Origin of the sequence: Draconibacterium orientale (genome assembly GCF_900111425.1) — a bacterium.
Lineage (GTDB): Bacteria > Bacteroidota > Bacteroidia > Bacteroidales > Prolixibacteraceae > Draconibacterium > Draconibacterium orientale.
The window spans coordinates 33,452-59,105 of sequence record NZ_FOHT01000010.1 but is presented as its reverse complement, the minus strand read 5'-3'; the positions used below and the strand labels follow the sequence as shown (position 1 = coordinate 59,105).

Genomic DNA, 25,654 nt, shown 5'->3' with positions numbered 1-25,654 from the left:
GATCTTGTTTTAGTTGGTTTCGGAATAATATTTATCAAGAAATTTGAGCAGTTCAACACTTGGCAAATCGCCACATGCTGATGTGGTGTCAAAATGCATCGCTTTAAGGTTATCGGGCGAGGTCGCTTCCCACTCGGGCAAACCTTCAGCATTTGGATTGCCTGATGTAGCAAAATTCACCCAGTAATCCGACATCAGGTCGGCTAGTTTATAATCAGCTTCTGTCCACGGGCGCGGGCTCATTTTCAGGTTATTGTAAGCGTACGGAACTTCTCCGGTATGGAAAGCTCCAAAATCCTGCATTTCATCGGCAAAAGGCACATCGCGCTCAAAACGGTACATAAACACCTTCGATGTTGCCTTTTCATTTTGCAGCTGCATCCATTTGTACGACTGGATACCAAAAGTTTGCAGCGCTCCCAGATCATTTTGAATGGCCTTGGCTTCTTCTTCGGTATTTATCGGAAATTTAGCCAGAAATTCATCAGCCATATCGCCAAATTGTTGCTTTACACGTTGTTTAAACTGATCGGCAGAAACAGGTGCTCCTCCAAAACCTTCATCTTCATTCCATCCAATAATTACAGGAATATCGTTTTGTTCGCCGTTGGCAAAGATCTCGCCAACCGGTTTGGGCAAAAAATAACCATCAACAATGGGTGCACCACCACCTTTGCCACTTAAAATCTCTTCGGCACTTTTGGCACGCAGTTCTTCAATAGTTGATGCGCCCAGTGACTCGGCAAATTTTACACCGGCTTCTTCTCCCGATTTCAGGCTGCCACCACGTGCCAACGCATTGGTTGAAAGCACGGCGCCACCACTCTCGGCAATGGCCCGGTGAATAAGGCCTTTTGTTAACGGACTAGCCACCAAATAATTTACACTAAACGCACCTGCCGACTGTCCGGCAATGGTAACATTTTCAGGATCGCCGCCAAAAGCAGCAATATTTTTGTTTACCCATTTCAGGGCTTCAACCTGGTCGAGCAAACCGTAATTTCCTGAAGCGTTGTTTGGCGATTCAGCCGTAAGTTCCGGATGCGCCAAAAATCCTAAGGTTCCAACACGATAGTTTATAGTGATAAAAACCAGGCCTTTCTTCGCCATTTCTGCGCCATCGTAAATAGGCACAGCACTTCCGCCACTTGAAAAACCACCACCGTAAATGTAAACCAGCACCGGCCGTTTTTCAGAGGCATCTTTGGCCGGAGTCCACACATTCAGGTACAAACAATCTTCGCTTAACCGCTCTTTGGGGGCAATAAACTCTTGTGTCCACATACTAAACGGCATTGGCGTTGCCTGCATCGGGCTGGCTGAAAATTCAGTGCATTGTTTCACGCCTTCCCAGGGTTCAACGGGCTGAGGCGCTTTCCAGCGCAAATTGCCCACCGGAGGAGCAGCGAACGGAATTCCCTTGAAAGTGGTAATTCCGGTACTCTCGTCAAACGAACCACTTACCGTTCCGTCGGCAAGGGTTACACTATCTTTTATTTGTTGGGGTGTTTTAGTTGAACATGCCCCAAAACCAACGGCAATACAAAAAAACAAAATCACGCGAACGTTTTTCATAAGTAGCAGGTTTTAAATTTGTTTCGTCTTAAAAGGGTTGTTTATTCACAGGTTAAAGGAAAGGAAACTCTCCCCCGGACAATTCCAGGGTGAGAGTATTTAACCAAGTCCCACTACCTATGCATTTTTTCAAAGTCTTTTTGAGGCACCATTGCTTTTGATACCTGCTGAACAGTAATATCGTTGGCAACAGAAAATGTTGCTTTTGCTTTAATGTCTTTTGATGAAGCTCCAACTTTTACGGTATAATCACCGGCCTCTGTAATCCAGCTTGTGCTTGCTTCATCGAAAGAAGCCAAAAGTGAAGCATCAATATCAAACGAAAGCGTTGCCGATTTACCCGGTTTTAACAAAGCAGTTTTTCCAAAGGCCACCAACTCCTCTTCCGGTTTTTCCAAATGTTTACCCGGCGCGCTGGCATACACCTGAACCACTTCTTTTCCGGCAACATCACCGGTATTTTTTACATCGATGGAGACAGTAACTTTTCCATCAAATTTTTTGTCGCTCAGCTTCAGGTGGCTGTATTCGAATGTGGTGTATGATTTTCCGTATCCGAATTCGTAAGCCACCGGCACATCGAAGGTGTTGAAATAGCGATACCCCACGTAAATATCTTCTTCGTAAACCACTTCCCACGGTACGCGGCGCATCATCGAGAAACCCGATTGATCGGCCGTATTATCTTCTGCCCCCTCTGTTTTTACAGCCACACCGGGAAAATTATCCGACGACGAACCATCTTCGTATTTCACCGGGAAGGTTTGTGCCAGTTTACCCGATGGATTTACTTTTCCTGAAAGCACATCAACTACCGAGTTTCCGCCTTCCTGCCCCGGTTGCCACGCACAAAGAACGGCATCAGGAATAGTGCTCCAGCTGGCGGTTTCAACAACGCCGCCAATATTCAGAATAACCACTGCTTTTTTGCCTTTCGCATGAAAAGCGTCAGTTACGGTTTTTATCAGGTCTTTTTCATTTTTATTCAGGTAGAAGTCGCCTTCAACAGCTTCGCGGTCGCCACCTTCACCGGCATTACGTCCGATAGTGATTAGGGCAATATCAGCTTTTGCAGCCATCTCTTCAGCAACAGTTGCATCCAGTGCCATTTCGTCAACAGGAATTTTTCCGCCCATTAAAGCGGCCAGAAAGTTTCTGGATTTATCCTGTGTTTTCCGCGCTTCTTCCATATAGGCTTCGTAGGTATTTTTAAGTTCGTCGTACGTTTTGTACCCGGCATTTTCCAAGCCTTGCAACAACGAAACCGTGTAAGCTTCATTAACATCGCCACTACCTGTTCCTCCTGAAATAAAATCATACGAAGAATTTCCGAATGCGGCAACATTTTTAATGTTTTTTGCAAAAGGAAGTGCGCCGTTGTTTTCCAGCAATACCATACCGTCAGCAGCTGTCTGGCGGGTAACCTCGGCATGCGCTTTCAAATCAGGCTTATTCGAGATTTTAGTTCCTTTGTAACGAGGTGTTTCCACCATTATATTCAGAATACGCTCAACATTTGTATCCAAAACTGCTTCATCGAGTTTTCCTGACTCAACAGCTTCGATAAGCGTTTTTATGGTCGCAGTAGAACCCGGCTGGATCATATCGTTTCCGGCATTCATTTGAGCAACAACATCGCTACCGCCGCCCCAGTCGGTCATTACATAACCTTTAAATCCCCAGTCGTTGCGCAGAATTTTAGTCAACAAGTCGTGACTCTCAGAAGCATAAACACCATTTACTTTATTGTAAGACGACATCACTGTCCAGGGTTCACTTTCCTGAACCGCGATTTTAAAACCTTTCAAATAAATTTCGCGCAACGCACGTTCGCTCACAATCACATCAACCGACATACGATTGGTTTCCTGGTTGTTAACCGCAAAGTGTTTGATTGAAGTTCCAACGCCATTCGACTGAATACCTTTTACCATCGCGGCTGCCATTTTTCCGGCTACCAGCGGATCTTCTGAATAGTACTCGAAGTTACGGCCGCACAGGGGATCGCGCTGAATATTCAGTGCAGGTGCCAAAAGCACGTCGGCACCATATTCCAGCACTTCTTTTCCCATGGCTTTTCCTACCGATTCAACCAACTCAGTATCCCACGATGAAGCCATTACGGTTGCAATGGGGAAAGCTGTACAATAGTACGTGTCGGTTTCTCCCGGGCGGCTTGGACTAATGCGCAATCCGGCAGGGCCGTCAGCTAATGTCTGGCTGGTAATTCCCAGTTCAGGATATTCCGCAGTTACTCCGGCAGTTCCGGGCAAATATCCCCTGATTTTGTCAACCATTTTTCCGTAAGGAGTGCTGGTGTCGAGGCCTCCACCAAACGATGGCGGCATTTTTTCACGAATCGAGTCGGGTAACGGAAAATACATTCCGGTACCGATTACCAATTGGGCTTTCTGCTCCAGGCTCATCGACTTAACGATTTCTTTTACGCTTTTTTGTTGTGAGACGCTTGCAGACACATATCCGGAAGCAAGAAATAGAATACTTAAAATTAATAGACTGATACGTCTGGATTCGTTCATAATCATGGTGAAGAATTTAGTTCTAATTTAGTTTTACCGTTTTAGCCGACTAACAAAGTTATATCGACCGGGTTGAAGATAGGAATAAATTCCATTGCCAGTGTCATTTCGACACATTATTATATTTTTAAACATACTCAAATAATACTTCGAGATTTTTTTTTAATTTGTGAGCTTAAAAATTAAGGACTTTGACAGCGACTAAACCTTTCAATTCAGCAGAGTTTATGAATCATATATCACTCGATTGTGTGATATTTGGTTTTAACAACAACGAGCTTAAAGTTTTGCTTTTGCATTTAAAATATTCGAAAGAATATACACTTCCCGGAGGATTTTTGAAACACGATGAAACGTTGGAGCAGGCTGCACAACGCATAGTTAAAGAGCGCACCGGACTAAACAATCTTTTTCTGAAGCAATTTAAGGCATTTAGCGATCCCGACAGATCAAAATCGAATAAAGCGATATTCGATGCCGACATGGCCGGTACAAAACCCGACATGACTTTTTTCGGTAAACGTTTTATCTCTGTAGGTTTTTATGCTTTGGTTGACTTTCGGAAAGTAAAACCCACACCTGATCTTTTTTCCGACCGCTGTGACTGGGTTTCTTTAACTGCCGATGTTACGATGCTGCTCGACCATAAACAAATTATTCAGGAAGCCATCAGTACCTTGCGTTTACAGCTTAACCAGCAGCCCATTGGCTTAAAATTGCTGCCTCATAAATTTACCATGCCCGAACTTCAGACTCTCTATGAAACCATTCTTGGTCGCGACCTTGACCGCCGTAACTTTCAGCGAAAAATATTGAACTACAATATTCTGGATAAGCTAAGAGAGCGAAAAACCGGCGGTGCGCACAAGTCGCCCTACTTTTATTCGTTTAATGTTGAACGCTACAAAAAAGCACTTGAAGAAGGTTTAAGTGGAATCTGGTAACAATAAAAAACAACTAATCCACTAATTAACAGCACCCTGCTAAGCATTTACCCATCCTGCAGCCCTTTGAGGCGTCCTGCACACTGAAATACCTCCCTGCCATATGTTGATGCTTTCCTGCTAAGCAGAATCACAAAAATGCCTGCAGGATTTGAAAAAAATGATGCAGGACGGAGCAAACCCCTGCAGGATTGCAAAAAAACCAGCAGGAGGATGTAGAACTATTGCAGGACGGGAAATTAATGCGCAGGATGAGCGTAACTACAACTGTTAGGATTTAATCCGCAAGGCCCAATTATACAGAATATTTCCGGAAAGGGTACAGAAAAAAAGTACCAGTCCGAAGGGAATAAGATCGCCGGTATGAAACAGGGCCATTATACTTCCGATTAAGGCACTAATGGCAAAACGGGCAATTCCGATGGTAGCATTTGCCGATCCTGCCACTTCAGGATTGTGGTTCAAAATGGTGGCTGTTCCGTTCCCGAAAACCAAACCCAAACTTCCAACATACAATACAATTGATGCAAATACCGACCACAATTGCGGCTCCGGCATCAACACCGAAATGGCCAGTGTTATGCCCGAAATCAGCTGCAACAATAATCCGTAGCGTAAAATCTTTTCTGCATCGTGTTTCTTTAAAAGAATGGTATTTAAAAACGACAACATGATGTTCAGAACAATATTTGCACTAAAAAACAACGGAAAGCGCATTTGGGATACACCAAAATACTTGATGTAGATAAACGAAGCTGCTGTAATAAAAACATATAATCCCGACATGGGCAAACTAATGGCAAACAGCAAAATTGTACTTTGTTTATTCGAGAAAAATACCCGGTATTTTTCCAACAGCTGCCGGCCTGTAATTTTACGGGTAATCAGTTCCGGCGCCCGTGATTCGGGAATAAGCAACCACATGGACAAAAACAACAGAATAGCAAATGCCAGTAAAAACCAGAAGATACTCACCCAACCAAACCAGTGAATTAATGCGGCGCCCATAACCGGAGCAAACAACGGAGCCAGCATAATAATCATACTAATAATGGTAACAAAGCGAGCTACCTGTTTTCCGCTGTACCAATCGCGAATGAACACATTACCCGTAACCGTTGCAAAACCTCCGCCAAAAGCCTGAAGCACACGCAACAACAGCACGTATTCAATTTTAGTGCAGGTAGTTATAAGTAACGAGGCCAAGCCGTAAAGCGCAATTCCGGTGAGTGCAATTGTTTTTCGCCCAAAGGCATCAGACAAGGGACCGCCGAAAAAATTACCAAAAGCAAATCCCAGAAAGTACAACGTAATGGTCAACTCGGCTACGTTTAGCTTTACGCCAAAAAACTCAGCAATATCGGGTAAGGCAGCTATATAGGTATCAATTGCAAATGGCGACATAGCCACCATGGCAGCCATAACCATTGTGAATACGGGAATAAAGAATTTGCCTGAACGGTTTAAACTCATACTTCTTTTGTTTCAATTTGGCGCGAAGGTATAAGTTTAAAACGAAGACCTGAATTATTAAGGCTATAGCACTGCAGAATTTAACAGTATCAGGTTTTAATAAAAGAAAATTCTTGAAGTCGACCATTACCATCCTTTAGAAACATCCTTTCCCTAGATATTACACTTTTTGTTTATCACCATTTACAATGTAAAATATCCAATTTAGAATAATCAATATCCAAATCAACTTCTTCAAATAAATGTGATTAACGTTGTTGTACATTGGATATTGATTATTGATAATTTTTTTGTTTTTCAGATTTTCAATTATATAAAAAAGGTAGCTCAGCAGCGGAGGGAATACGTATCCAGAGGCAAAACCACAGGGAATTATTCAGCTCAGCTCATCCAGTTGTTCGGGCGAAAGTCCTTCGGGATCAAATCCGGCACTCCAGGCCAACAACAGTAGTTTTGCACCTTTATTGGCTACATCCAGAAAGTCGAAGGCCTCTTCCATATCAACTCCGGTGGCTAAAGCACCATGTTTTTCCCACAAAACCACATCGTGGTTGGTTAATCCTTCCAGCGTTAGATTTGCCAGTTCTTCGGTTCCATATCGGGCATATTCAACGCAAGCTATTCCACGCGGAACATACAGTTTTATTTCAGGGCACATCTTCCAAAGCGAGTGATTAAACAAGGCCTCATCTTTAAACAATTTATGGTGACTTAAAACCACCAACTCGCTCGGATGTGCATGAACAACAGCTTTTTTGCCGGTATGGTTAACCGCATTAAAAAGATGAATTTTTATGTGCGCCCTCAGTTCTGAAGTGGGTTTAAAACCGGCACTTTTACCTCCCCACAAAACCGAATAGGCCGTAGCTGCTGAATTGACAGCTATAATTGCAGCAACTTCATCTACCCGATCCACCAGATGCCGCAACCGACAACCGGAACCGGTAACAAAAAGCACCATTCCGGCGGCCTCTTTTGGAAAATCGCAGGGAACTTCGTCATGAATGCGGTTGATTGCTGACTCCCGGAAAAGTCCGCTTAAATCAATGGAAATATTTCCCGAGCTTTTTTCAGCCCATTCTTTTGCCCATAAATAACCGGCAACTTCGCTAACCTGAATAATATGATTTATGACCTTTGCCGGAAGATTTTTTATTGCCTCCACAATTAATAATTAAGTTTTGTTATTCAACTCTTCAATTAAACGTACTGCATGCGTTCTTTAAATTTCTGATACAATTTGCCGTACAGTTTTTGATTTTCGGATGGCACAATAATTTTTGGATTATAATCCACCAGCTGCCGCGCTGCTTCGGGCGATTTTGCCAAACCACTTCCTGCAAACACAAACAGGGCTGCACCTAAAACGGTTGTTTCTTTCTGATCGACCAATTGTATGGGCAAATTGCAAACATCAGCACGCAATTGATTCCAAAGATAGTTTTTTGATCCACCACCCACACAAATTATTTTTTCAGCTTTAAAACCGCCTGCATTTTCCAGCGCTTCTATGCCATATCGTAACCTACAGGCCAGACTTTCCAGAAATGCCCGGTATATTTCACCTCGTTTGGTGTGTATGGTTAAACCGTTTATCGCCCCAAAATTATTGGCTCCGCCTTCGCCGTAAAACGAAGGATTCACCCAAACTGATGATTCTCCGGGCTGAACAGTACTCGCATCATCGATCATTTTGCGGTACAATGCATCGTCACGAAGTTCCGGGTAAAAGTTTTTGGCAAACCATTCCAAAATTCCCGAAGCCAGGTAATTCTGTCCAATATTGAACAGTCCTTTCTCGGCATCCATTTCGGTGGTTAACTGTGCTGCCAGTTCCTTTTTGCCCGACTTAAAACCGGCACTTCGGGCCATGATTATTTCCCAGGTTCCGCTACTCAGCACCAGTTCGTTTTCATTGGCTCCCGAGCCAAATACAGCAAACTGTGTATCGTGACCACCAAAAAACACCGGCACATCTTTGGGTATGCCTGTCTCACTTTCCGCTTTTTGATGAACGGTTCCGGCCCGTTCTCCGGATTCTGCAATAGCTCCCAAAATATCATTCCGAATGTCCAGCGCTGCAAATATCTTCTCCGATGGTTGCTGCTTTTGCATGTCCATCAACATGGAAGTGCCTGCCATGGTCGCATCGTTTTTCAACGCGCCTGTCAGTTTAAAAATAAACAGTGAGGTGATAAACAAAAAACGATGGGCCTTTTCAATTACCTCCGGTCGGTTTTCCTTCATCCAAACCATTTTATTAATGGTATTAAATGCGTATGGGAAAGTAGCAGCTTCGGCATACAAATCTTCAAGCGGAATATATTTTCCAATCTCGTTCATAACAGGCGTTGTGCGCTGACATTGCCACGAAATTACCGGGTAAAGCAATTTGCCTTGCGCATCAACAAAAGCACCGTCAACACCAAAAGTAGTAACAGTTACGCCCGCAATGCGTTTTGTATCGATTGCTGTCATCACATTCTGCGAGGCAGAACAAAGTTTTCCCCACATTTCTTCCACATCCCAAATTACGCCACCCGGAAATTCAGGATCGGGACTTGTATTGTTTGCAGTCGATTCCGAAGCCACAATTTTGCCATGCACATCCATGGCAATTACCCGCAGGTTTGTGGCTCCGCAATCGAATACTATTGCCAGATCTTTTTCAGGCATACGAATTATTTTTTACCGTAAAGTGGCCCGTACGATTCACAGGCACGAAAATCGGAACCTTCTTTCGCTTCGCCAAACGACGCCCAGGCACTTGGCCGGAAAACCTTATCGCCATCAATATTATGCATGTTAACAGGAATGCGTAACATCGAGGCCAGTGTGATAAGATCGGCACCAATATGACCGTAACTAATTGCACCGTGATTAGCACCCCAGTTGGCCATTACCGAATATACATCTTTAAAAGCTCCTTCGCCATTTACGCGTGGCACAAACCAGGTGGTTGGCCAGGTTGGATTGGTCCGTTCATCGAGAATTTCGTGCACATCATCGGGCAATTCAACCGTCCAGCCTTCAGCAATTTGTAACACCGGCCCCAAACCATCCACCAGGTTTAAACGACTCATGGTAACCGGCATTTGTCCGGCAGTTTTAAACAACGACGAATAACCGCCACCACGGAAATACTCCCTGTCGGCCTGTGGCCACGAAGTGTTCTCCAGGCATTTTTGTACCTCTTCTTCGCTAATTTCCCAGAAAGGTTTCATAACGGGATTTCCTTCGGCATCGCGTTGCTGCGCAGTAGCGTCGAGCGTTGTTGAGCCGGAGTTGATCAAGTGAATAATTCCACCTTCGGCCAAACCGGTCAGTTCTTTACCGCAAACGCGTTTTACAGCTTCCGGACTCCAGTAGGTGCGCACATCAGAAAATATCTGGCTGGTATTACTTAGCAAATGCCCGAACAACATTGAAACACCATTCAAACTATCGTTTTCGGTAGCCAAAACAAAAGCCTGACGAATACCATTCCAATCGAACGACGAATTTAAAATGGCTTCGGTGAAATCGCCATTTGGCTGATAGTCGGTCCACTGGCGCTGCCCCTGGAAACCGCCCAGAATGGCATTTCGTCCTACCCCTTCTTCGTGGAAGCCTTTTTCAATCACTTTTTTGTTACCAATCATCATGTCGCGGCAAATCAGTGTCATTTTCACCACCATCTCCCATTCGTATTCTTTTCGGGCCGCGTCTGCCTGATTTTGAGGCTTATTTATATCTTTTCCTTCTTTACAGTTTGCCTTTGTCCAGGCCAATGCTTTCTGAAACTCTTCTTCATCATAAATACCTTCCTCGATTCGTCTCAGAATTTCTACCGACTCCACAAATACGGTTCGTATTCCCAGATATTTCTGAAAGAAACCTGAATCGACCATCGAACCGGCAATACCCATTGAGCTGTAGCCAATCGACAAATACGATTTCCCTTTCATTTGGGCCACTGCCAGCCCCGATTTTACAAAGCGCAGTATTTTTTCTTTTACATCTTCAGGAATTGTTGTGTCGCCGGCATCCTGCACATCGCGACCATAAATTCCGAAAGTTGGCAATCCTTTTTGCGTATATCCGGCCAAAGCTGCAGCCAGATAAACAGCCCCCGGACGTTCGGTTCCGTTAAAGCCCCAAACTGCTTTCGGAATCAGCGGATCGGTGTCCATCACCTCGGTTCCGTAACACCAGCAAGGCGAAACACTGAGAGAAACCCCTACGCCTTCTTTTCTGAATTTTTCGGCGCATAGGGCTGCTTCAGCCACACCGCCAATACAGGTATCGGCGATAACACATTCTACCGTTTCGCCACTGGGGAATTTTAATTCGCTGGAAATAAAAGCTGCGGCAGCTTTTGCCAAGTCCATCACCTGCTGTTCTAGCGATTCGCGAACGCCTCGCTCACGTCCGTCGATAATCGGGCGGATGCCCACTTTTGGCAAGTCGCCAATTAATCTGTTAGCCATAATTACCTATTTAGATTTTTAAAATTTATTGTATTACTTAGTGCTCACAAAGTACGATTAAGCCTTACCGAAACCAATGGCTGATTTTACTATATTTGTATCTGTTTCTAACATCACCAGATATGAATACCTATAAAACAAAGCCGGAAAAAGGCGATCCTTCTGATGTTATTCAGTTTTTCCCGAACTATAATACTCAGCTGCTTTGCTGCCGGCACTGGTGGCTTGAGAACTGGGAATACAACGAACTTTCATTCCCTTACTGGCGCATTTACCACAACAGCGCCGAAGGGGCTAAAATCATTTATAACGATACTGAATACGACTTATCTCCCAATAAAATTATACTGATTCCGCCGAATACTTCGTATGCCACTCGTTTGTATGATTATGAAATACCCAAAGAAGGATTTTCGTTGGTAGGAGGACGTGTTGATGTAAATTCTGACCGACAGGAAGCGTCGTCAAAACCCAGCCTTTTACATCTGTTTATTCACTTTAATATTGGAATTCCTTACGATAATATCTCACCCGGAGTTTTCAGTTTTGAACTCACCGATCATCTCCAGTCGAAACTGCAACTGATAAAAAACCACCTGAACAAAGAACACAAATTCTTTAGCTTCCACATCAGCTTGGTGATAAAAGCTTTAATTTCTGATTTACTTACGGATTTACCTGAATCGAACTGGGATCTGATTTCAAACGATCACCGGATTATTCGTTGTTTACGCTACATCGAAGAAAATATAGCTGGTAATTTAAGCAATTCGAACTTAGCCGAAAAAGCGCAAATGGCAACCAATGCTTTTATCCGGCTGTTTTCGAACGAAGTGGGAATTTCGGTTCAAAAGTATATCCGCAATAAACGCATCGACCGGGCCTGTATCATGCTTCACCACTCCAACCTGAGTATCGACGAAATTGCACTAAACACAGGATTTGCCGATCGCTACCATTTTTCCCGCATCTTTAAACAAAGTACCGGCATTTCTCCAGCGCGCTACAGGAAGGAGTTTGGAATGAGCTCCTGAATAATATTTTTGATTCTTGAATATCTCCAGAAGGATTGATAGTATTTTGCATTCTCTTTGTTCTGCCCCCTGTAATCCCCCAAAGGGGGATAATTCCGCCCCTTTGGGAAGGTAAGGTGGAGTCGATAATTGGAGATAAAGAATAGACTTCATAAAAAAACAGCAGCAAGAAATTCCCGCTGCTGCAATCAAACATTCAATACAATCAATATTGAAAAAAATTATTTGTATTCTGCTTCTTTCTTTTTGTAATACTTCTGCAGTTCGAAAAAAGCTTTCTTTTTATATCCTTTTTCAGAAATCAGGCCTTTTCGGTTCCAGCCATCCTGTACGTTTGGCAACTGCCGAAGCGGCGACATAAAATCAACCAGAATCCAGGGTGTCATTCCTGCCAACCCATCAATTTTGTCGAACATATTAATACTCTCGTGGTACAAATATTCCTGAAACTCTTCGCTCCAGCGTGTCAGACTGTCGGCATGAAATCCCTGCAAGGCACCGCCTCCAAATTCGCTGACAATAATTGGTTTGTCTTCATCCGATGATATTACTTTTTCGCGACACTCGTCGGGCAAACCGCCGTACCAACCCAAATATTCGTTAAAGCTCACCACGTCGAGATACTTCATCAAAGGATCGTTGATGGTGTAATATTTGGCCGTATTTCCATCGCCGGGCTGATCCTTTTTACAAGCAGCCGACAATAAGCGGGTATTATCCAGCGAACGAACATGCTCGGCCACAGCACCCAAAAATGCATTTCGCGAATCAGAAGGTGTTGTTTCGTTGGCAATCGACCAGATAATTGAACTCGCCCGGTTATAATCGCGGTTTATCACTTCTGAATACTGTCTTTTTGCATTTTCAAGAACCTCCGGGTTGCTCCAGTCGATTCCCCAATACAAAGGCAGCTCTTCCCAAAGCAAAATACCCATTTTATCGGCCTCGCGAAGGATATTTTCCTGGTGCGGATAATGAGCCAGACGAACGAAATTACAGCCCAGTTCTTTTGCCCAGCCCAATACAAGTTTTGCATCATCAACCGAATTGGCACGATCGGCACGCAGCGGATTTTCATCGTGCAGCGAAATTCCCCTCAGGAAAATCTGTTCGCCGTTTAATAATATCTTCTTGCCTTCGGTTTCAATTGTTCTGAATCCGATCTGGTCGGTAACTTTATCATTTCCTGCAGAGATGGAAACTTCGTACAATTTTGGATTTCCAGGCGACCACAACTCCATATTTTTCACGTCGATAGAGAAATTGCAGCCCCCGTCGGCTTCCACATTAATTTCTTCGTTAACCTTTAATTCAGGGATTTCAATTCGTGCTTTCTGCGGAAATGATGCTCCGTTAAGCTGAAGTTTCCCGTTAATCTTTTTACTTTTTGCGTTAAGCGAGTTTTTGTCTAACGACAGGAAATAATTGCTCACAAAAGTTTTAGGCACTTCAACCAACAGCACGTCGCGGGTAATTCCTCCATGATTAAACCAATCGGTAACTTTCGACGGAATTCCATCATTAAGCCTGCTATTGTTTACTCCGATAATCAGAAAATTGTCTTTCTCCTGAATCAAATCGGTGATTTCGAAAGCAAAAGGCGTGAATCCACCTTCGTGTGTACCCACCACTTTTCCGTTAAGCGTAACGGTGCTCTTATAATTTGCCGCGCCAACGTATACAAAATAACGCTTGTTGTTCGACAGATCCGATTTATCAAAGGTTTTGCGGTACCATATACTTCCTTCGTAGTAGGCGAGCTCAGGTTTTTGTGCATCCCACGCACCGGGTACCCAAAGCGATTGCGCATCATCGAAACTGTATTCTATACGATCTGATTTGTCCTTTTGCTTTACATTCTCATAAACGGGCATAAAACCGATTTGCCCTTGTTCGTAAGGATCGAGTACATATTTCCACTTCCCGTTCAGGCTGGTGAATTCCCGTCCGTTTGCATGCTGAATAAAAACATCCTGCGCCCAACCCATAAAGGGCAACAAGAGCAATGCAAATACTGCTAATTTCTTCATTATTTCTACTTATTATAATTCGTTTGATTCGTCAAAAATGCTGAGGTTCCACTGATCCATCCATTTTAATACCGGCAATCCATTTTCAAACTGAATGGGCAACCAGATGTAGCTTGCTTCGATTGGCTTTTTGGGCGTCCACCGATCGGCCATAAAAATAAAAGCATCGTCTTTCCCGGCCACTGGCAAAATATAGGTACTTTGCGAGTGGAAGGTCAGATCGGCATCGTCGCCAACACATGGGTTTGGATGTTGTTCCCAGGGGCCCCAAATGGATTCGGCCGTAAATAGTCGGGCAGCATTCGGATCCCAACCTGTACAACCGGATGTGATCATAAAATACTTCCCGTCTTTTTTAAAAATAGCTGGCGCTTCGTTGTGTCCGCCGGGAGCAACACGAATATATTTTCCAGTATAGCTTAAATAGTCATCGCTCAATTCGGCAATGTGCAGCGTCAGGTTTTCTTCCGATGAATAAATATGGTAGGCTTTTCCGTCATCGTCAACAAAAAGAGTCATGTCGCGCGACATTTGCCCGCCTTCAAAATCACGGCGGATAAACAAACCATCATGAACAGCAGCCATCCAATCATCGGTCCACCAATCGGAAAAATCAGCCATTGTAAGGCTGCTGTTTTTCTGGGCTTCAGTCATGTTCTGCGGCCAAAAGCCGGCATTCGGACGTAATGAACGCAGATAAGTATAAGGCCCGGTAACCTTATCGCTAACGGCAATACCAACTCGCGCAGCACTGTAGCCTTTACCTTTCAACTCCAAATGAAAGTACAGCACAAATTGCTGGGTTTTGGCGTTGTAAATCACCTTTGGGCGCTCCATAACACAACCGGTCTCAATGTCGCTGCCAATACTGTCGCTTACAGGAAGTGCAACACCTTCAGGTTTCCAGTTGTACAAATCAGTTGAAGAGTAACAATTCACCCCCACCTGGGCCGAGCTGGTATGCTCACTTTTGTATTCGCCAAACCAGTAATAGGTATTATCGTGAAACAAAATTCCACCTCCATGAGCATTAATATGCACACTGTCGGCATCGGGCCAGGATTGCCCCGGATTAAAATTTTGAAATCCTTGCGGCTCTTCTTTTTTCGAATTGCATCCCATTAATACAACCATTAACGAGGCACAAAAAAAAGTAAAGAGAATGGGATAAAGTTGGTTTGATTGTGGTTTCATGATAACGGCAATTTTGCTTTATTGATTTTCTTCTCAGCTTTCATTAGAAAGTGAAGCAAAAATATCAGTCCGCAATTTCAATCACTGGCATAAATTCAACGTAAAATTGTACATATTCGATAAACCGCCTTTCATGCCGGTTTACCTGCTCAGTCAGGTATTTTTTTCAATGTACTCTTTTGGTGTGCAACCGTAAAAATCTTTGAAGCAGCGACTAAAATACGACGGACTGGTAAATCCAACCATGTAAATTACTTCGCTAATCGATCTTTTTTTCTGTACCAGCAGCCCCGATGCTACCTTTAATCGTTGAGTACGGATAAACTCGTTGGCCGTTTGCCCGGTAAGTGCTTTTATTTTTCGGTAGGCCTGGTTGGCGCTTACTTTCAGTTCGGCACTAAAAGCTTCCACGTCGAAAGCGGTATTGTCCAGATTATCCTGCACCGATTGAACCGCAGCTTTCAGAAATTCCTCGTCCAAAGAAGACAATTCAATGTGTTCGGGCTCCAGAATTTGCTCTGTGCGTAAGCGTTCCTGCTTTTGTTTTTGCAGGTTCAATAAATTGTAAATCTTTAGCGATAAAGAAACCATATTAAACGGTTTATAAATATAATCCACCGCCCCGAGCTTTAATCCTCTAACCTGGTCTTCGTGCATGGTTTTGGCCGTAAGGAAAATTACCGGGATGTGCGAGAAATTCAGGTCGTTTCGCAATTGGGTGCACAATTCAAAACCATCCATTTCGGGCATCATTATATCCGAAAGAATCAGATCGGGCGTGTTTGCCTCTATTTTTTCAAGCGCCTCCATACCATTATCGGCACATGCCACATTAAAGTGTTTCGATAAGCCGGTGCACAAAAACGCCTTCAAATTCGCATCGTCTTCAACAACCAACACATGCGGTTTTGACTTATCCACTTCGCTAAAAGAAGTGTCGTGTAAAATATTCCCGAAAGTGGCGTCTTCAGGCTGCACCAAGCTTGTTATCGAATCTTCGGGTTTCCATTTTTCGCTTTTTTCGGCATTTGCTGCAAGCTCGCTGTTCTGTGGCAATACCAGCCGGAAGCAACTTCCGTTACCTTCTTCGCTGTCCAGCTCAATCGTTCCGTCGTGCTGCTCAATCATTGCTTTGGCCATAAACAAACCAATTCCACCGGTACTTTGTGTGCGCAGTTGCTTTATCTGGAAAAAACGCTCAAAAACTTTCTCCTGGTGCTCTTTTGCAATTCCAACACCACTGTCCTTAACCTCAATTATCACCTCCTTTTCCGCATTTGTGTTCTCCCGCTCAAAAGCCGTTATAGAAATTACGCTGTTATCGGGCGAATATTTAAATGCATTCGACAAAAGATTAAAGATTATTTTCTCCATCTTATCAGGATCGAAATTCGCCATGATAATTTCAGGAGTAGCATTTAATTTGAACTCGATTTGCCGTGAATCGGCCATTGGCTTAAAGAAATTATAAACCTCGTGAAGCAGATTTACCAGATTACAATGCTGAATGTAAAGATTATCAGGAATACCTTTTTCAATTTTACGGAACTCAATCAGTTGATTCACCAAACGCAAAAGTTTATAGGCGCTGGTGTTTATTAATTGCGCCAGTTTGTGCGATTCTTCACTTAGTTTTGTATCGTCGAGCAATTCTTTCGACGGCCCTAGAATTAGTGTCAGCGGCGTTCTTAATTCGTGTGTTATATCGGTAAAGAACAGCGTTTTTTGTTCATTCAGATTGCGTAACTCTTCGGCCCTTAAGTGCTCAAAGGCCAGCTCGCTTTTCTTTTGCGCATTTATTATCGAGTATTTCATAAAAAAATACATAACGGCAATAAACAAAAGGCCATAAACGATATAGGCGACAATTGATTTCCACCAGGGTGGCGACATGGAAACCTGAAAGGTGCTGGCTTTAGCGTAATCAACCCTGTTGCCGGCGCTCGCCACAACTTTAAACGTATAATTGCCCGGCGGAAGATTGGTGTAGGTGGCTGTATTTCGCGTTCCGGCACTGTTCCACTGTTCGTCAAAACCTTCCATCCGAAAAAAGTATTCGTTTTTTCCCGGATTTTTATAATCCATATCCGAAAAACTAAAGGTCAGCATTTTGTCTTTGTACGACAGCTTCACCTTTTCGGCGTAAGGAATGTCGGTATCGATTCCATATTCCGTTCTGAGCTCCAGCTCATCGTTCATACTTTTGTCGTAAATCAGCAAGTCGGTAATCACTACATTTGCTGTTTGCTCCATTTGGCTGATAGTTTCGGGCTCCTGCACGATAAATCCGGAGAGGTTGCCAACAAGAATTTTTCCATTTTCAAGAACGAACTGGGCGTTTCTTTCCACACGATCATTTTGGTAATCCTGCGAAAAGTGCCGGCTTACAATTGCCTCATTTTGTACATCGAACTCAACAATACCGCGGTAAGTACGAATCCATAAATCTCCCGATTTGTCTTCCATTAATCCCGAAATGAGGTCGTTTTGCAGGTACTCAATTTCTGGAAAACCTTTAAATTTTACTACTTCATTTCCTGATGAATCAACTTCCTTGATTTTCCGGTTTAAACCGGATGTTGTTCCAATCCACAGCTTGCCAGGTGAGTCTTCAAGAATGGCATTTACCGCATTGTCGTTCAACGATTTTTTATCGGTGGTTGAGTAAAAATATTTGTCGAATTTCCCGGTTTCGGGATGGTAACAATTTAAACCGTTTTCCGTCCCGATCCATACATCTCCCGAGCTATCTTCGTGTAAAGCCCGGATGATATTACTGGTTATCTGGTGATTTTCGGGGCCGGACGAAAAGCTTTCAACTGAAACAATTTTATTCCTGTCGGTTTTTAAAATCACAAAACCACGCTCAGTTATTCCGGCATAAATTACGCCCGGGTATTTTTTTGATGGAACTAATTCGATGACTTTATTGCCCGGAATCGCTATTTCAGTATTCTCGTTATAGTACTCCCGGCTTGAAAGATCGAGTTCCATATCGCGGGTAAACTGATAATGAATAAGCCCTGCATCCTCGGTACCAATCCAAAGTCCTGTGCTATCGGCATACATATCGAAAATAGTATAGGCAATAAATTCGCGGCCGTTGTGTGTGTATTTCTGCTCGCCGTAATCTTTCTTTAAAACATATACCCCATTTTTGTTTTCGTACTGCAAAAGGTTGTACGAAGTGCCAATCCACAGCTGATTGTTAAAAGCAGCAAAACTTTTTATGTAGATTTTGTTTCCGAGATTATCAACCGTTGACGGCAACACGTAACGATTTAATCCATTATCAGTTATCGAGGCTCTGTCGATTTTTGACGAGCCTACCCAAAGCAAGCCACTTTTATCAACAAAAATAGCCGATACGGCATTTGACGATAAACTTCCAGGATTATTAACCGATGCCTGATAATTCCAAAAACCTGCTTCCGCAGGCGGAAGTTGCTGCTGATCGTATTTCAGTAAACTTAAACCTTCATTCCACGATCCGATCCACAGATTATCAAACTGGTCGTAACACAATTTAAACACCACATCATCGCCCAAACTGTTTGCTTTGGCGGTTTCACGATAAGCGGTAAAGCGGATTATTTCACCATCGTTATTTACCTCTGCTTTGTTTAAACCGCCACCCCATGTTCCAATCCACAGGTTTCCATCTCTCGATTCAACAATTTGGGTAGTGGTAGAATTTGAAAGCGAATTTTTACCGGCCTCTGTAATATAACGTTTATATTCACCGCTTTCAGGATAAAAATGAAGCAGGCCATTGTAAGTGGCTATCCACAATATCCGGCGCGAGTCTTCGTAAATATCGCTCACCACCTCGTTTGCCAGGTAATGATTCATTTCATCGTTTTCAGGATTCAGCTTATACAATCCATCATTCCAGGTGCCAATCCAAATAAAACCATCGTGATCTTCTGCCAACGATAAAATCCGGCTTCGGATTTTGTATCGTTTTAAAGCTCCGGTTTCAAGGTTCATAAAATTTAAACCACTTGCTGTACCAATCCACAAATTACCGGCTTTATCAACCATTAACTTCGTAATTTCGCGGTTGGATATTGAAGTGGAATCATGAAAATGAGGATGATAAGTAACATAGTCGTAACCATCAAAACGTGTCAGGCCGTTTAAGGTGCCAATCCACATAAAACCATTCTGATCCTGTGTGATGGTGTTTGATTTATCGATGGTAAGTCCGTTTTCTGTTCCCAGATGAGAAAAGTATAGCTCGTTTTGTGCCAATGCAGCACATGAACAAAAAAGCAGAACAAAAAGCAGTTTAATAATTCGTGGCATGTTAGTTTTTGCTTTGTGCAAATTTATATGAATTTTGAAAAATATGGCTTGCACCACTCAATATACGTTAAAAACATAACAACACCTACGCCCCGAAATCTCGTCTTTGCAAAACACTGTAAATCTGACCACTACACACAATTGACTAATTGCGCAAATCCTGCCCGTCAAATTTGTAACAGTTTTTTTCAATTTTATGCAATCGATTTCAATTAATTGAAAGTGTACATCGATTTTGTTCAAATCATTCCATTTTTTTTACCCGAGCTTTGTAATGTTTTCCTGATAAAAGGGAAACAAACCAATGAACTAAAACTTTTACCTATGAATCGTACTAACCATACGAAGACTATTCTTACAAAGCTGTTTTTGCTTCTGTGCATTTTTGTTACCGCCAATTGTTATGCAAGCAACAAACAAAACAAACAGCAAACAAAACCTAAAGATTTTCAACTGGTTTGGGAGGATAATTTCGATAACGACGGTTCTCCAAATCCACAAAACTGGAATTTTGAATATGGGTTTGTGCGCAACCGCGAACTACAATGGTATCAACCCCAAAATGCAAGTTGTGCCAATGGCCTTCTAACAATAGAAGCACGCCGCCAAGAAACCGTCAATCCAAATTATAATCCACTCAGCGACAACTGGCGGTTTAACCGCGAAAATGCACAATATACATCGGCCTGCATTATAACAAAAGGACTGCAGGAGTGGCCGGCTTACGGTTATTTTGAGATACGCGCAAAAATTAATGTTTCTCCAGGTTCCTGGCCAGCTATCTGGCTACTGGGAACCGAGCAAAGCTGGCCGCATTGTGGCGAGATAGATATTATGGAGTTCTATCGTATAAATACTATTCCGCACCTACTGGCAAACGCTGCCTGGGGCTCGGAAATCAATTACCAGGCCAGGTGGGATGAGGCAAAAATTCCTTTCGCACATTTTACTCAAAACGATCCCGACTGGGCCAAGAAATTCCACACCTGGTCGATGCACTGGGATAAAAAACAGATCAGCATTTACCTGGATAACGAGTTACTGAACCAAATCGATCTGCAACAAACAATTAATCCTGACGGAGGCAATCCGTTTACTTCCGATCAGAAATTCTACCTGTTGCTTAACCTGGCAATTGGGGCAAACGGTGGCGATCCTACGCACACGGAATTCCCCATTCGCTTTGAGGTTGACTATGTAAAAGTGTACAAAGAGACAACCAACTAAATATTCAATTTTATAACTATTTCAATTTTAATAATTAAATCACGAATCTTTATGAAAAAGAAGAGTAAATTGAATCAATGCTATTTCAGCAATGGGATTTTAAAAACCATGGCTTTGGCATTGATGTTAATCATTGTTCATGGAACTGCAGCATTTGCCGGTTCCGGAACTACTTTACAGGAAAAATCTGTCACTGGTAAGGTGCTTAGCACTAGCGGTGAGTCATTACCCGGTGTTTCGATTTTAGTAAAAGGAACTACACACGGAACGGTTTCCGACATCGACGGGAACTTCTCGCTTAGCGATGTTCGGGCTGGCGACATTCTTGTTTTCTCTTTTATTGGTATGAAAGAAGTAGAGCTTACAGTGGGTGACCAAACCAGCATTCAGGTTACTATGGAAGACGCCGTTATTGGTGTTGACGAGGTTGTGGTTGTTGGTTACGGTACGCAAAAGAAATCGGACATTACCGGTTCGGTAAGTTCGGTATCGGAAGAGCGACTGGCCAAAATACCGGTTTCAAACGTTATGCAGGCCGTTCAGGGTGCCGTTTCAGGTGTTAACATTACACAGGTTTCGTCTATTCCCGGTGAAGCGCCTTCAGTTCTTGTTCGCGGTGGCGGTTCGTTAACAGCATCAACAAGTCCGTATGTGGTTGTTGATGGTATTCCTATTTCTAAAATGGGAGGATCGATTAATGACATCAACCCTAACGACATCAAATCAATCGAGATTTTGAAAGATGCTTCGGCAACTGCTATTTATGGTATGAATGGTGCCAACGGTGTTATTCTTATCACTACCAAAAGTGGTAAATCATCAACACCTACTATTAAATATTCCGGTTATGTTGGTGTTGAAGAATTTGCCCATATTCCGGAAATGGTATCAACTGATGAATTGCTTGCACGCTATGCCGAAGGTAACCGCATCAACGGTTCACCACTTTACGAAGCTCCGGTAAAATACCAGTACGAGGTAGAAAACTACAAAAATGGTCATACTATCGACTGGATCGATGAAGTATCACAAACCGGGATCCAGCAGAATCACAACATCAGTGTTTCCGGTGGAAGCGAAAAGATGAGCTATTACATCTCCGGAGATTTATTAGACCAAAAAGGTGTTGTAAAAGGTTATAATTACAAACGTAATTCAATTCGCACCAACATTGATGCACAGGTTACCAGTTACCTGAAAATCGGAACCAACTCATCGATTGTTTACCACAACCGCGACGGTGGCCGCGCCAACCTGCTGAATGCGGAAGCAATGAGCCCGTACGGAAGAATGTACGAAGAAGATGGCACCTACACCATTTACCCAATGTTTGGTGAAACGCTGTGGGCCAACCCAATGCTTGCTACCACTACCAGTCCTGAGCGTCGTCAGTTCAACGTAAACTTAAATGCTTTTGCCTATGTTACTTTTGGCGACATATGGAAACCGCTTACCGGATTAACTTACCGTTTGAATGCCGGTCATTCTTCCATTCAAAGCCGCAACAGTAACTACACTGGTCAATCGGTAAACGACTTACTGGGAACTGCAACTATCGACCGTAGCGAAACGCAGGCATATACCATCGAAAACATTTTGCGTTACGACTATGATTTGAACAAACACCACATCGACCTTACCGGAGTTTATTCATCTCAGGAAAGAGAATACAACACTAACTGGGCACAGGCCAGCGATTTTGTTAACGACGAGCTTGGATGGAACAGAATGCAGGCAGGTGCCAGCTCAAGTGTTAGCTCCTATGCCGACCGTTACGCAGCAGTTTCGCAAATGGGCCGTTTAAACTATTCGTACGACAGTCGTTACCTGTTTACAGTTACCGTACGTCGCGATGGATCATCAGTTTTTGCTGATGGTATGAAATACGGTACATTCCCTTCAGTAGCCCTTGGTTGGAATATTCGTCATGAGAGTTTTATGGCAAATGCCGAAAAAATTACCAACCTGAAACTGCGTTTATCGTATGGTAAATCAGGAAACGAAGCTGTTAGCGTTTACCGTACGTTTACTACAATGGCCGACAGACAAATTCCATTTGGCGGATCAACAAATATTGCCATGGTTACCGATCGCTTAGGAAACAGTGACTTAAGCTGGGAAACAAAAGAAAGTTTTAACCTTGGTTTGGATTTTGGGCTCTTCAACAACCGCATCAACGGTTCGCTGGATGTGTATTCTGCAAACAACTCTGATTTGTTATTATCACGTAAATTGCCATCTGCTTCAGGATTTGGCTCTGTAACAGCAAACATCGGCGAAACAACTACAAAAGGTATCGAGCTTACACTGAATACCGTTAACGTTGCTACTGCCAACTTCAAATGGAACAGTTCTATCGTTTTCTCTAACAGCAAAAGCGAGATTTCGGAATTGTATGGCGACGGCCTTGATGATATAGGTAGTGGCTGGTTTCTTGGCGAACCTATCGGTGTTATCCGCGATTACAAAAAAGTGGGCATCTGGCAGGAAAGCGAAATTGCCAATGGCGATCATTTAAACTGGGACCCTGTAGCTAAAGCCGGCGATGTAAAACTTGCTGACATTAGTGGCCCTGACGGTGTGCCAGACGGTGTTATTACCGACGACGACCGTACTATCCTTGGCCAAACAGCTCCAAAATGGACAGGTGGTTTAACCAACACTTTCGCCTACAAAAACTTTACGCTGAACGTATTTATTCAAACCGTTCAGGGAGCTATGCGTAACAACTCGCACATAGGTATGGCTTCTGACGAAATTGAGCGCCGTAACAGTTTTGCTGAAATTGGCTACTGGACACCGGAAAATCAAAGCAACGAGTGGCGTTCATTGAACAAAAACTCCAATCCTCACGGATACGGATTCCCGGTTAAAAACAACTTCACTCGTATTAAAGACGTAACACTTAACTACGATATACCTCAACATTTGCTCGACAAAGCCGGTATCAGCGCTTTAAGCGTATACCTGAGCGGACGCAACCTGTACACCTTTACCGACTGGATCGGCTGGGACCCTGAAGAACGCGATACGCAACGTGGCTGGAGTAATTGGGAAATCAACTATCCGGCAGTAAGAACAATTGTTTTTGGTATTAATCTTACTCTATAAAAGAATACAACAATGAAGAAGAATAAATTTCATATATTGATAGTGATGGCTTTAACGTTTTTAGCCATCTCTTGCAGCGAAGACTTTTTGGACGAGACACCGTATTCTTCGTATGCTCCTGAAACTTTAACCGACGAAGCCGGTATTGAAGCCGCATTGAAAGGTTTGCACTATAATTTTGGTAGAATTCACACCTGGTCTGACCAACAAGGATGGGCTGGTGTTTGGCAGGATGGAACTGATGTATGTTCTCCCGGCGGTGTTCAAGGCGTTGAAATTCCGTTTTTCAAATACGAAGACCTGAACTCGGAGAATGCCGCAGTAAAGTACATGTGGGAAATATGTTACTTAATCATCAACAATGCAAATAATGCACTTGTTGCTATTGGCGAAGATGGTGATCCGGCAAAAATGGCCGAAGCCAAATTCTTCCGCGGATACTGCTATAATATTCTGGCAACATTGTATGGCGACGTGCCTTTGCTTACCGAGCCAACATCTTCTGCACGCACCGATTTGGAGCGTACTCCTGTTTCTCAGGTAAATGCACAAATTGTAGCAGATTTGAAATATGCAGCAGAGAATTTACCTGACATTACTGGTACAGTGAGCGAAAGCCGCGCCAACAAACACATGGCTATGCAAAGTTTGGGAGAAGTGTATTTGCGTCTGGATCAACCTGCTGAAGCAGAAACGGTATTGACCAACATTATCAACAGCGGACTTTTCTCGCTTGTTGAGGAACGCTACGGTGTTGCTATAGATGTAAACGGCGACTATTTCAGCGACATGTTCAAATTCGGTAATCAGCGTCGTTCTGAAGGAAATACCGAAGCCATCTGGACGTTCGAACTGGAATACAACAAAGGTGGAATTTCAGGCGGATTTACCAACGCACCTCAGCAACGTCGTAACTGGGTACCGGCTTATCACAATGTACCAGGAATGACTTATGTTTACGATGGTGTTGATGAAAGTTTTGTACACCCATACGGAGGTCGTGGAAACGGTCGTATCCGCCCAAGTAACTGGGTTAAATACGAATTGTACGAAGAGGGCGACATCCGTAATTCGGAAAACAACATTACACGAACATTCTACTACAACTCTGCGGGTTACAGTGCAACCTGGGGTGTAGATGCAAACGGTTTCAGAGTTGCAGCAGATTCACCGGATGCAGTTATGGTAAAAAATGTGGCGGAAGGTGATACCGCATTAATTGCAGCCAGCGATACGCTGGAAGTTGCATTCCCATATACCCGTAAATGGGATTCATTCGACCCTACCGACCAGTGGGGCTGGACAAACATTAAGGATTTCCCGATTATGCGTTTTGGCGAAACTTACCTGCTTCGTGCTGAGGCTCGTTTAAAACAAAATAATACAAGTGGAGCCGCTGATGATATTAATGTTTTACGCGACCGTGCCTTTAAAGCTGCCCGCGAAGAAAGCGGTAACAGCGAATTAGGAAAAGTATCGGCAGCTGATATCGACCTTGATTTTATCTTGGATGAACGTGCACGCGAATTGTTTACTGAAGAAAACCGACGTATGACATTGATGCGTACCGGTACTTTGGTTGAGCGCGCTGCACTTAATACCGAAAGTACCATTAAAGGTGCAATCAGCGGAATTAGTTCGAACAACCTGTTGCTCCCTATTCCGTTAAGCGAAATTCAACGTAACAAAGATGTTCAGTGGGAACAAAACCCGGGTTACAATTAAAATTTCGACCAACTAAACAAATAA

General features: G+C 43.3%; 14 protein-coding genes. 5 read left to right on the top strand and 9 right to left on the bottom strand.

Annotated elements, in window-relative coordinates; translation table 11 throughout:
* Nucleotides 1-9: 9 nt before the first annotated feature.
* Nucleotides 10-1,575: a carboxylesterase/lipase family protein gene (locus BMW53_RS07400; protein ID WP_051567505.1), complete on the bottom strand. Its 1,566-nt coding sequence runs from the start codon at nucleotides 1,573-1,575 to the stop codon at nucleotides 10-12.
* Nucleotides 1,576-1,688: 113 nt separating this feature from the next.
* Entirely contained in the window at nucleotides 1,689-4,115 is a 2,427-nt protein-coding gene (locus BMW53_RS07395; RefSeq protein ID WP_038563498.1) for a glycoside hydrolase family 3 N-terminal domain-containing protein, read from the bottom strand.
* A 227-nt stretch (nucleotides 4,116-4,342) separates the two neighbouring features.
* Here BMW53_RS07395 and BMW53_RS07390 point away from each other — a divergent pair, with 227 nt between their 5' ends.
* Nucleotides 4,343-5,059, top strand: coding sequence for an NUDIX hydrolase (locus BMW53_RS07390; RefSeq protein ID WP_051567506.1), 717 nt, complete (start codon nucleotides 4,343-4,345; stop codon nucleotides 5,057-5,059).
* A 270-nt stretch (nucleotides 5,060-5,329) separates the two neighbouring features.
* Here BMW53_RS07390 and BMW53_RS07385 read toward each other — a convergent pair whose 3' ends face one another.
* The 4 genes from BMW53_RS07385 to BMW53_RS07370 all read right to left on the bottom strand — a co-directional run bounded on the left by BMW53_RS07385 (nucleotide 5,330) and on the right by BMW53_RS07370 (nucleotide 11,001).
* Nucleotides 5,330-6,532: a multidrug effflux MFS transporter gene (locus BMW53_RS07385; RefSeq protein WP_038554394.1), complete on the bottom strand. Its 1,203-nt coding sequence runs from the start codon at nucleotides 6,530-6,532 to the stop codon at nucleotides 5,330-5,332.
* A gap of 376 nt (nucleotides 6,533-6,908) precedes the next feature.
* Nucleotides 6,909-7,697 (bottom strand): rhamnulose-1-phosphate aldolase, encoded by a 789-nt coding sequence (gene rhaD / locus BMW53_RS07380; RefSeq protein ID WP_051567507.1) that lies wholly within the window; start codon nucleotides 7,695-7,697, stop codon nucleotides 6,909-6,911.
* 35 nt (nucleotides 7,698-7,732) lie between these two features.
* The gene (fucK, locus tag BMW53_RS07375) at nucleotides 7,733-9,208 is read right to left on the bottom strand and encodes an L-fuculokinase (protein WP_038554397.1); all 1,476 of its coding nucleotides are present in this window, start codon (nucleotides 9,206-9,208) and stop codon (nucleotides 7,733-7,735) included.
* Nucleotides 9,209-9,213: 5 nt separating this feature from the next.
* Nucleotides 9,214-11,001: an L-fucose isomerase gene (locus BMW53_RS07370; RefSeq protein ID WP_038554399.1), complete on the bottom strand. Its 1,788-nt coding sequence runs from the start codon at nucleotides 10,999-11,001 to the stop codon at nucleotides 9,214-9,216.
* Between the two features lie 122 nt (nucleotides 11,002-11,123).
* On the opposite strand from BMW53_RS07370, the gene BMW53_RS07365 reads away from it, so the two are divergent.
* Entirely contained in the window at nucleotides 11,124-12,035 is a 912-nt protein-coding gene (locus tag BMW53_RS07365) for an AraC family transcriptional regulator (protein WP_038554402.1), read from the top strand.
* 221 nt (nucleotides 12,036-12,256) lie between these two features.
* Here BMW53_RS07365 and BMW53_RS07360 read toward each other — a convergent pair whose 3' ends face one another.
* From BMW53_RS07360 to BMW53_RS07350, 3 genes are all read right to left on the bottom strand, one after another.
* On the bottom strand, nucleotides 12,257-14,065 hold the full coding sequence (locus BMW53_RS07360) for a glycoside hydrolase family 2 protein (protein WP_038554405.1): 1,809 nt from the start codon (nucleotides 14,063-14,065) through the stop codon (nucleotides 12,257-12,259).
* Nucleotides 14,066-14,077: 12 nt separating this feature from the next.
* Complete coding sequence (locus BMW53_RS07355) at nucleotides 14,078-15,259, bottom strand: glycoside hydrolase family 43 protein (protein ID WP_081804733.1); 1,182 nt, start codon at nucleotides 15,257-15,259, stop codon at nucleotides 14,078-14,080.
* 153 nt (nucleotides 15,260-15,412) lie between these two features.
* Entirely contained in the window at nucleotides 15,413-19,567 is a 4,155-nt protein-coding gene (locus BMW53_RS07350; RefSeq protein WP_074780443.1) for a hybrid sensor histidine kinase/response regulator transcription factor, read from the bottom strand.
* A gap of 324 nt (nucleotides 19,568-19,891) precedes the next feature.
* On the opposite strand from BMW53_RS07350, the gene BMW53_RS07345 reads away from it, so the two are divergent.
* The 3 genes from BMW53_RS07345 to BMW53_RS07335 are packed head-to-tail and all read left to right on the top strand — an operon-like array spanning nucleotide 19,892 to nucleotide 25,630.
* Nucleotides 19,892-20,794 carry a glycoside hydrolase family 16 protein gene (locus tag BMW53_RS07345; RefSeq protein ID WP_038563505.1) on the top strand — a complete coding sequence of 301 codons (903 nt, stop codon included), beginning with the start codon at nucleotides 19,892-19,894 and terminating at the stop codon, nucleotides 20,792-20,794.
* Nucleotides 20,795-20,845: 51 nt separating this feature from the next.
* Entirely contained in the window at nucleotides 20,846-23,905 is a 3,060-nt protein-coding gene (locus BMW53_RS07340; protein ID WP_081804734.1) for a SusC/RagA family TonB-linked outer membrane protein, read from the top strand.
* A gap of 12 nt (nucleotides 23,906-23,917) precedes the next feature.
* Entirely contained in the window at nucleotides 23,918-25,630 is a 1,713-nt protein-coding gene (locus tag BMW53_RS07335; RefSeq protein ID WP_081804735.1) for a RagB/SusD family nutrient uptake outer membrane protein, read from the top strand.
* Nucleotides 25,631-25,654 lie beyond the last annotated feature (24 nt).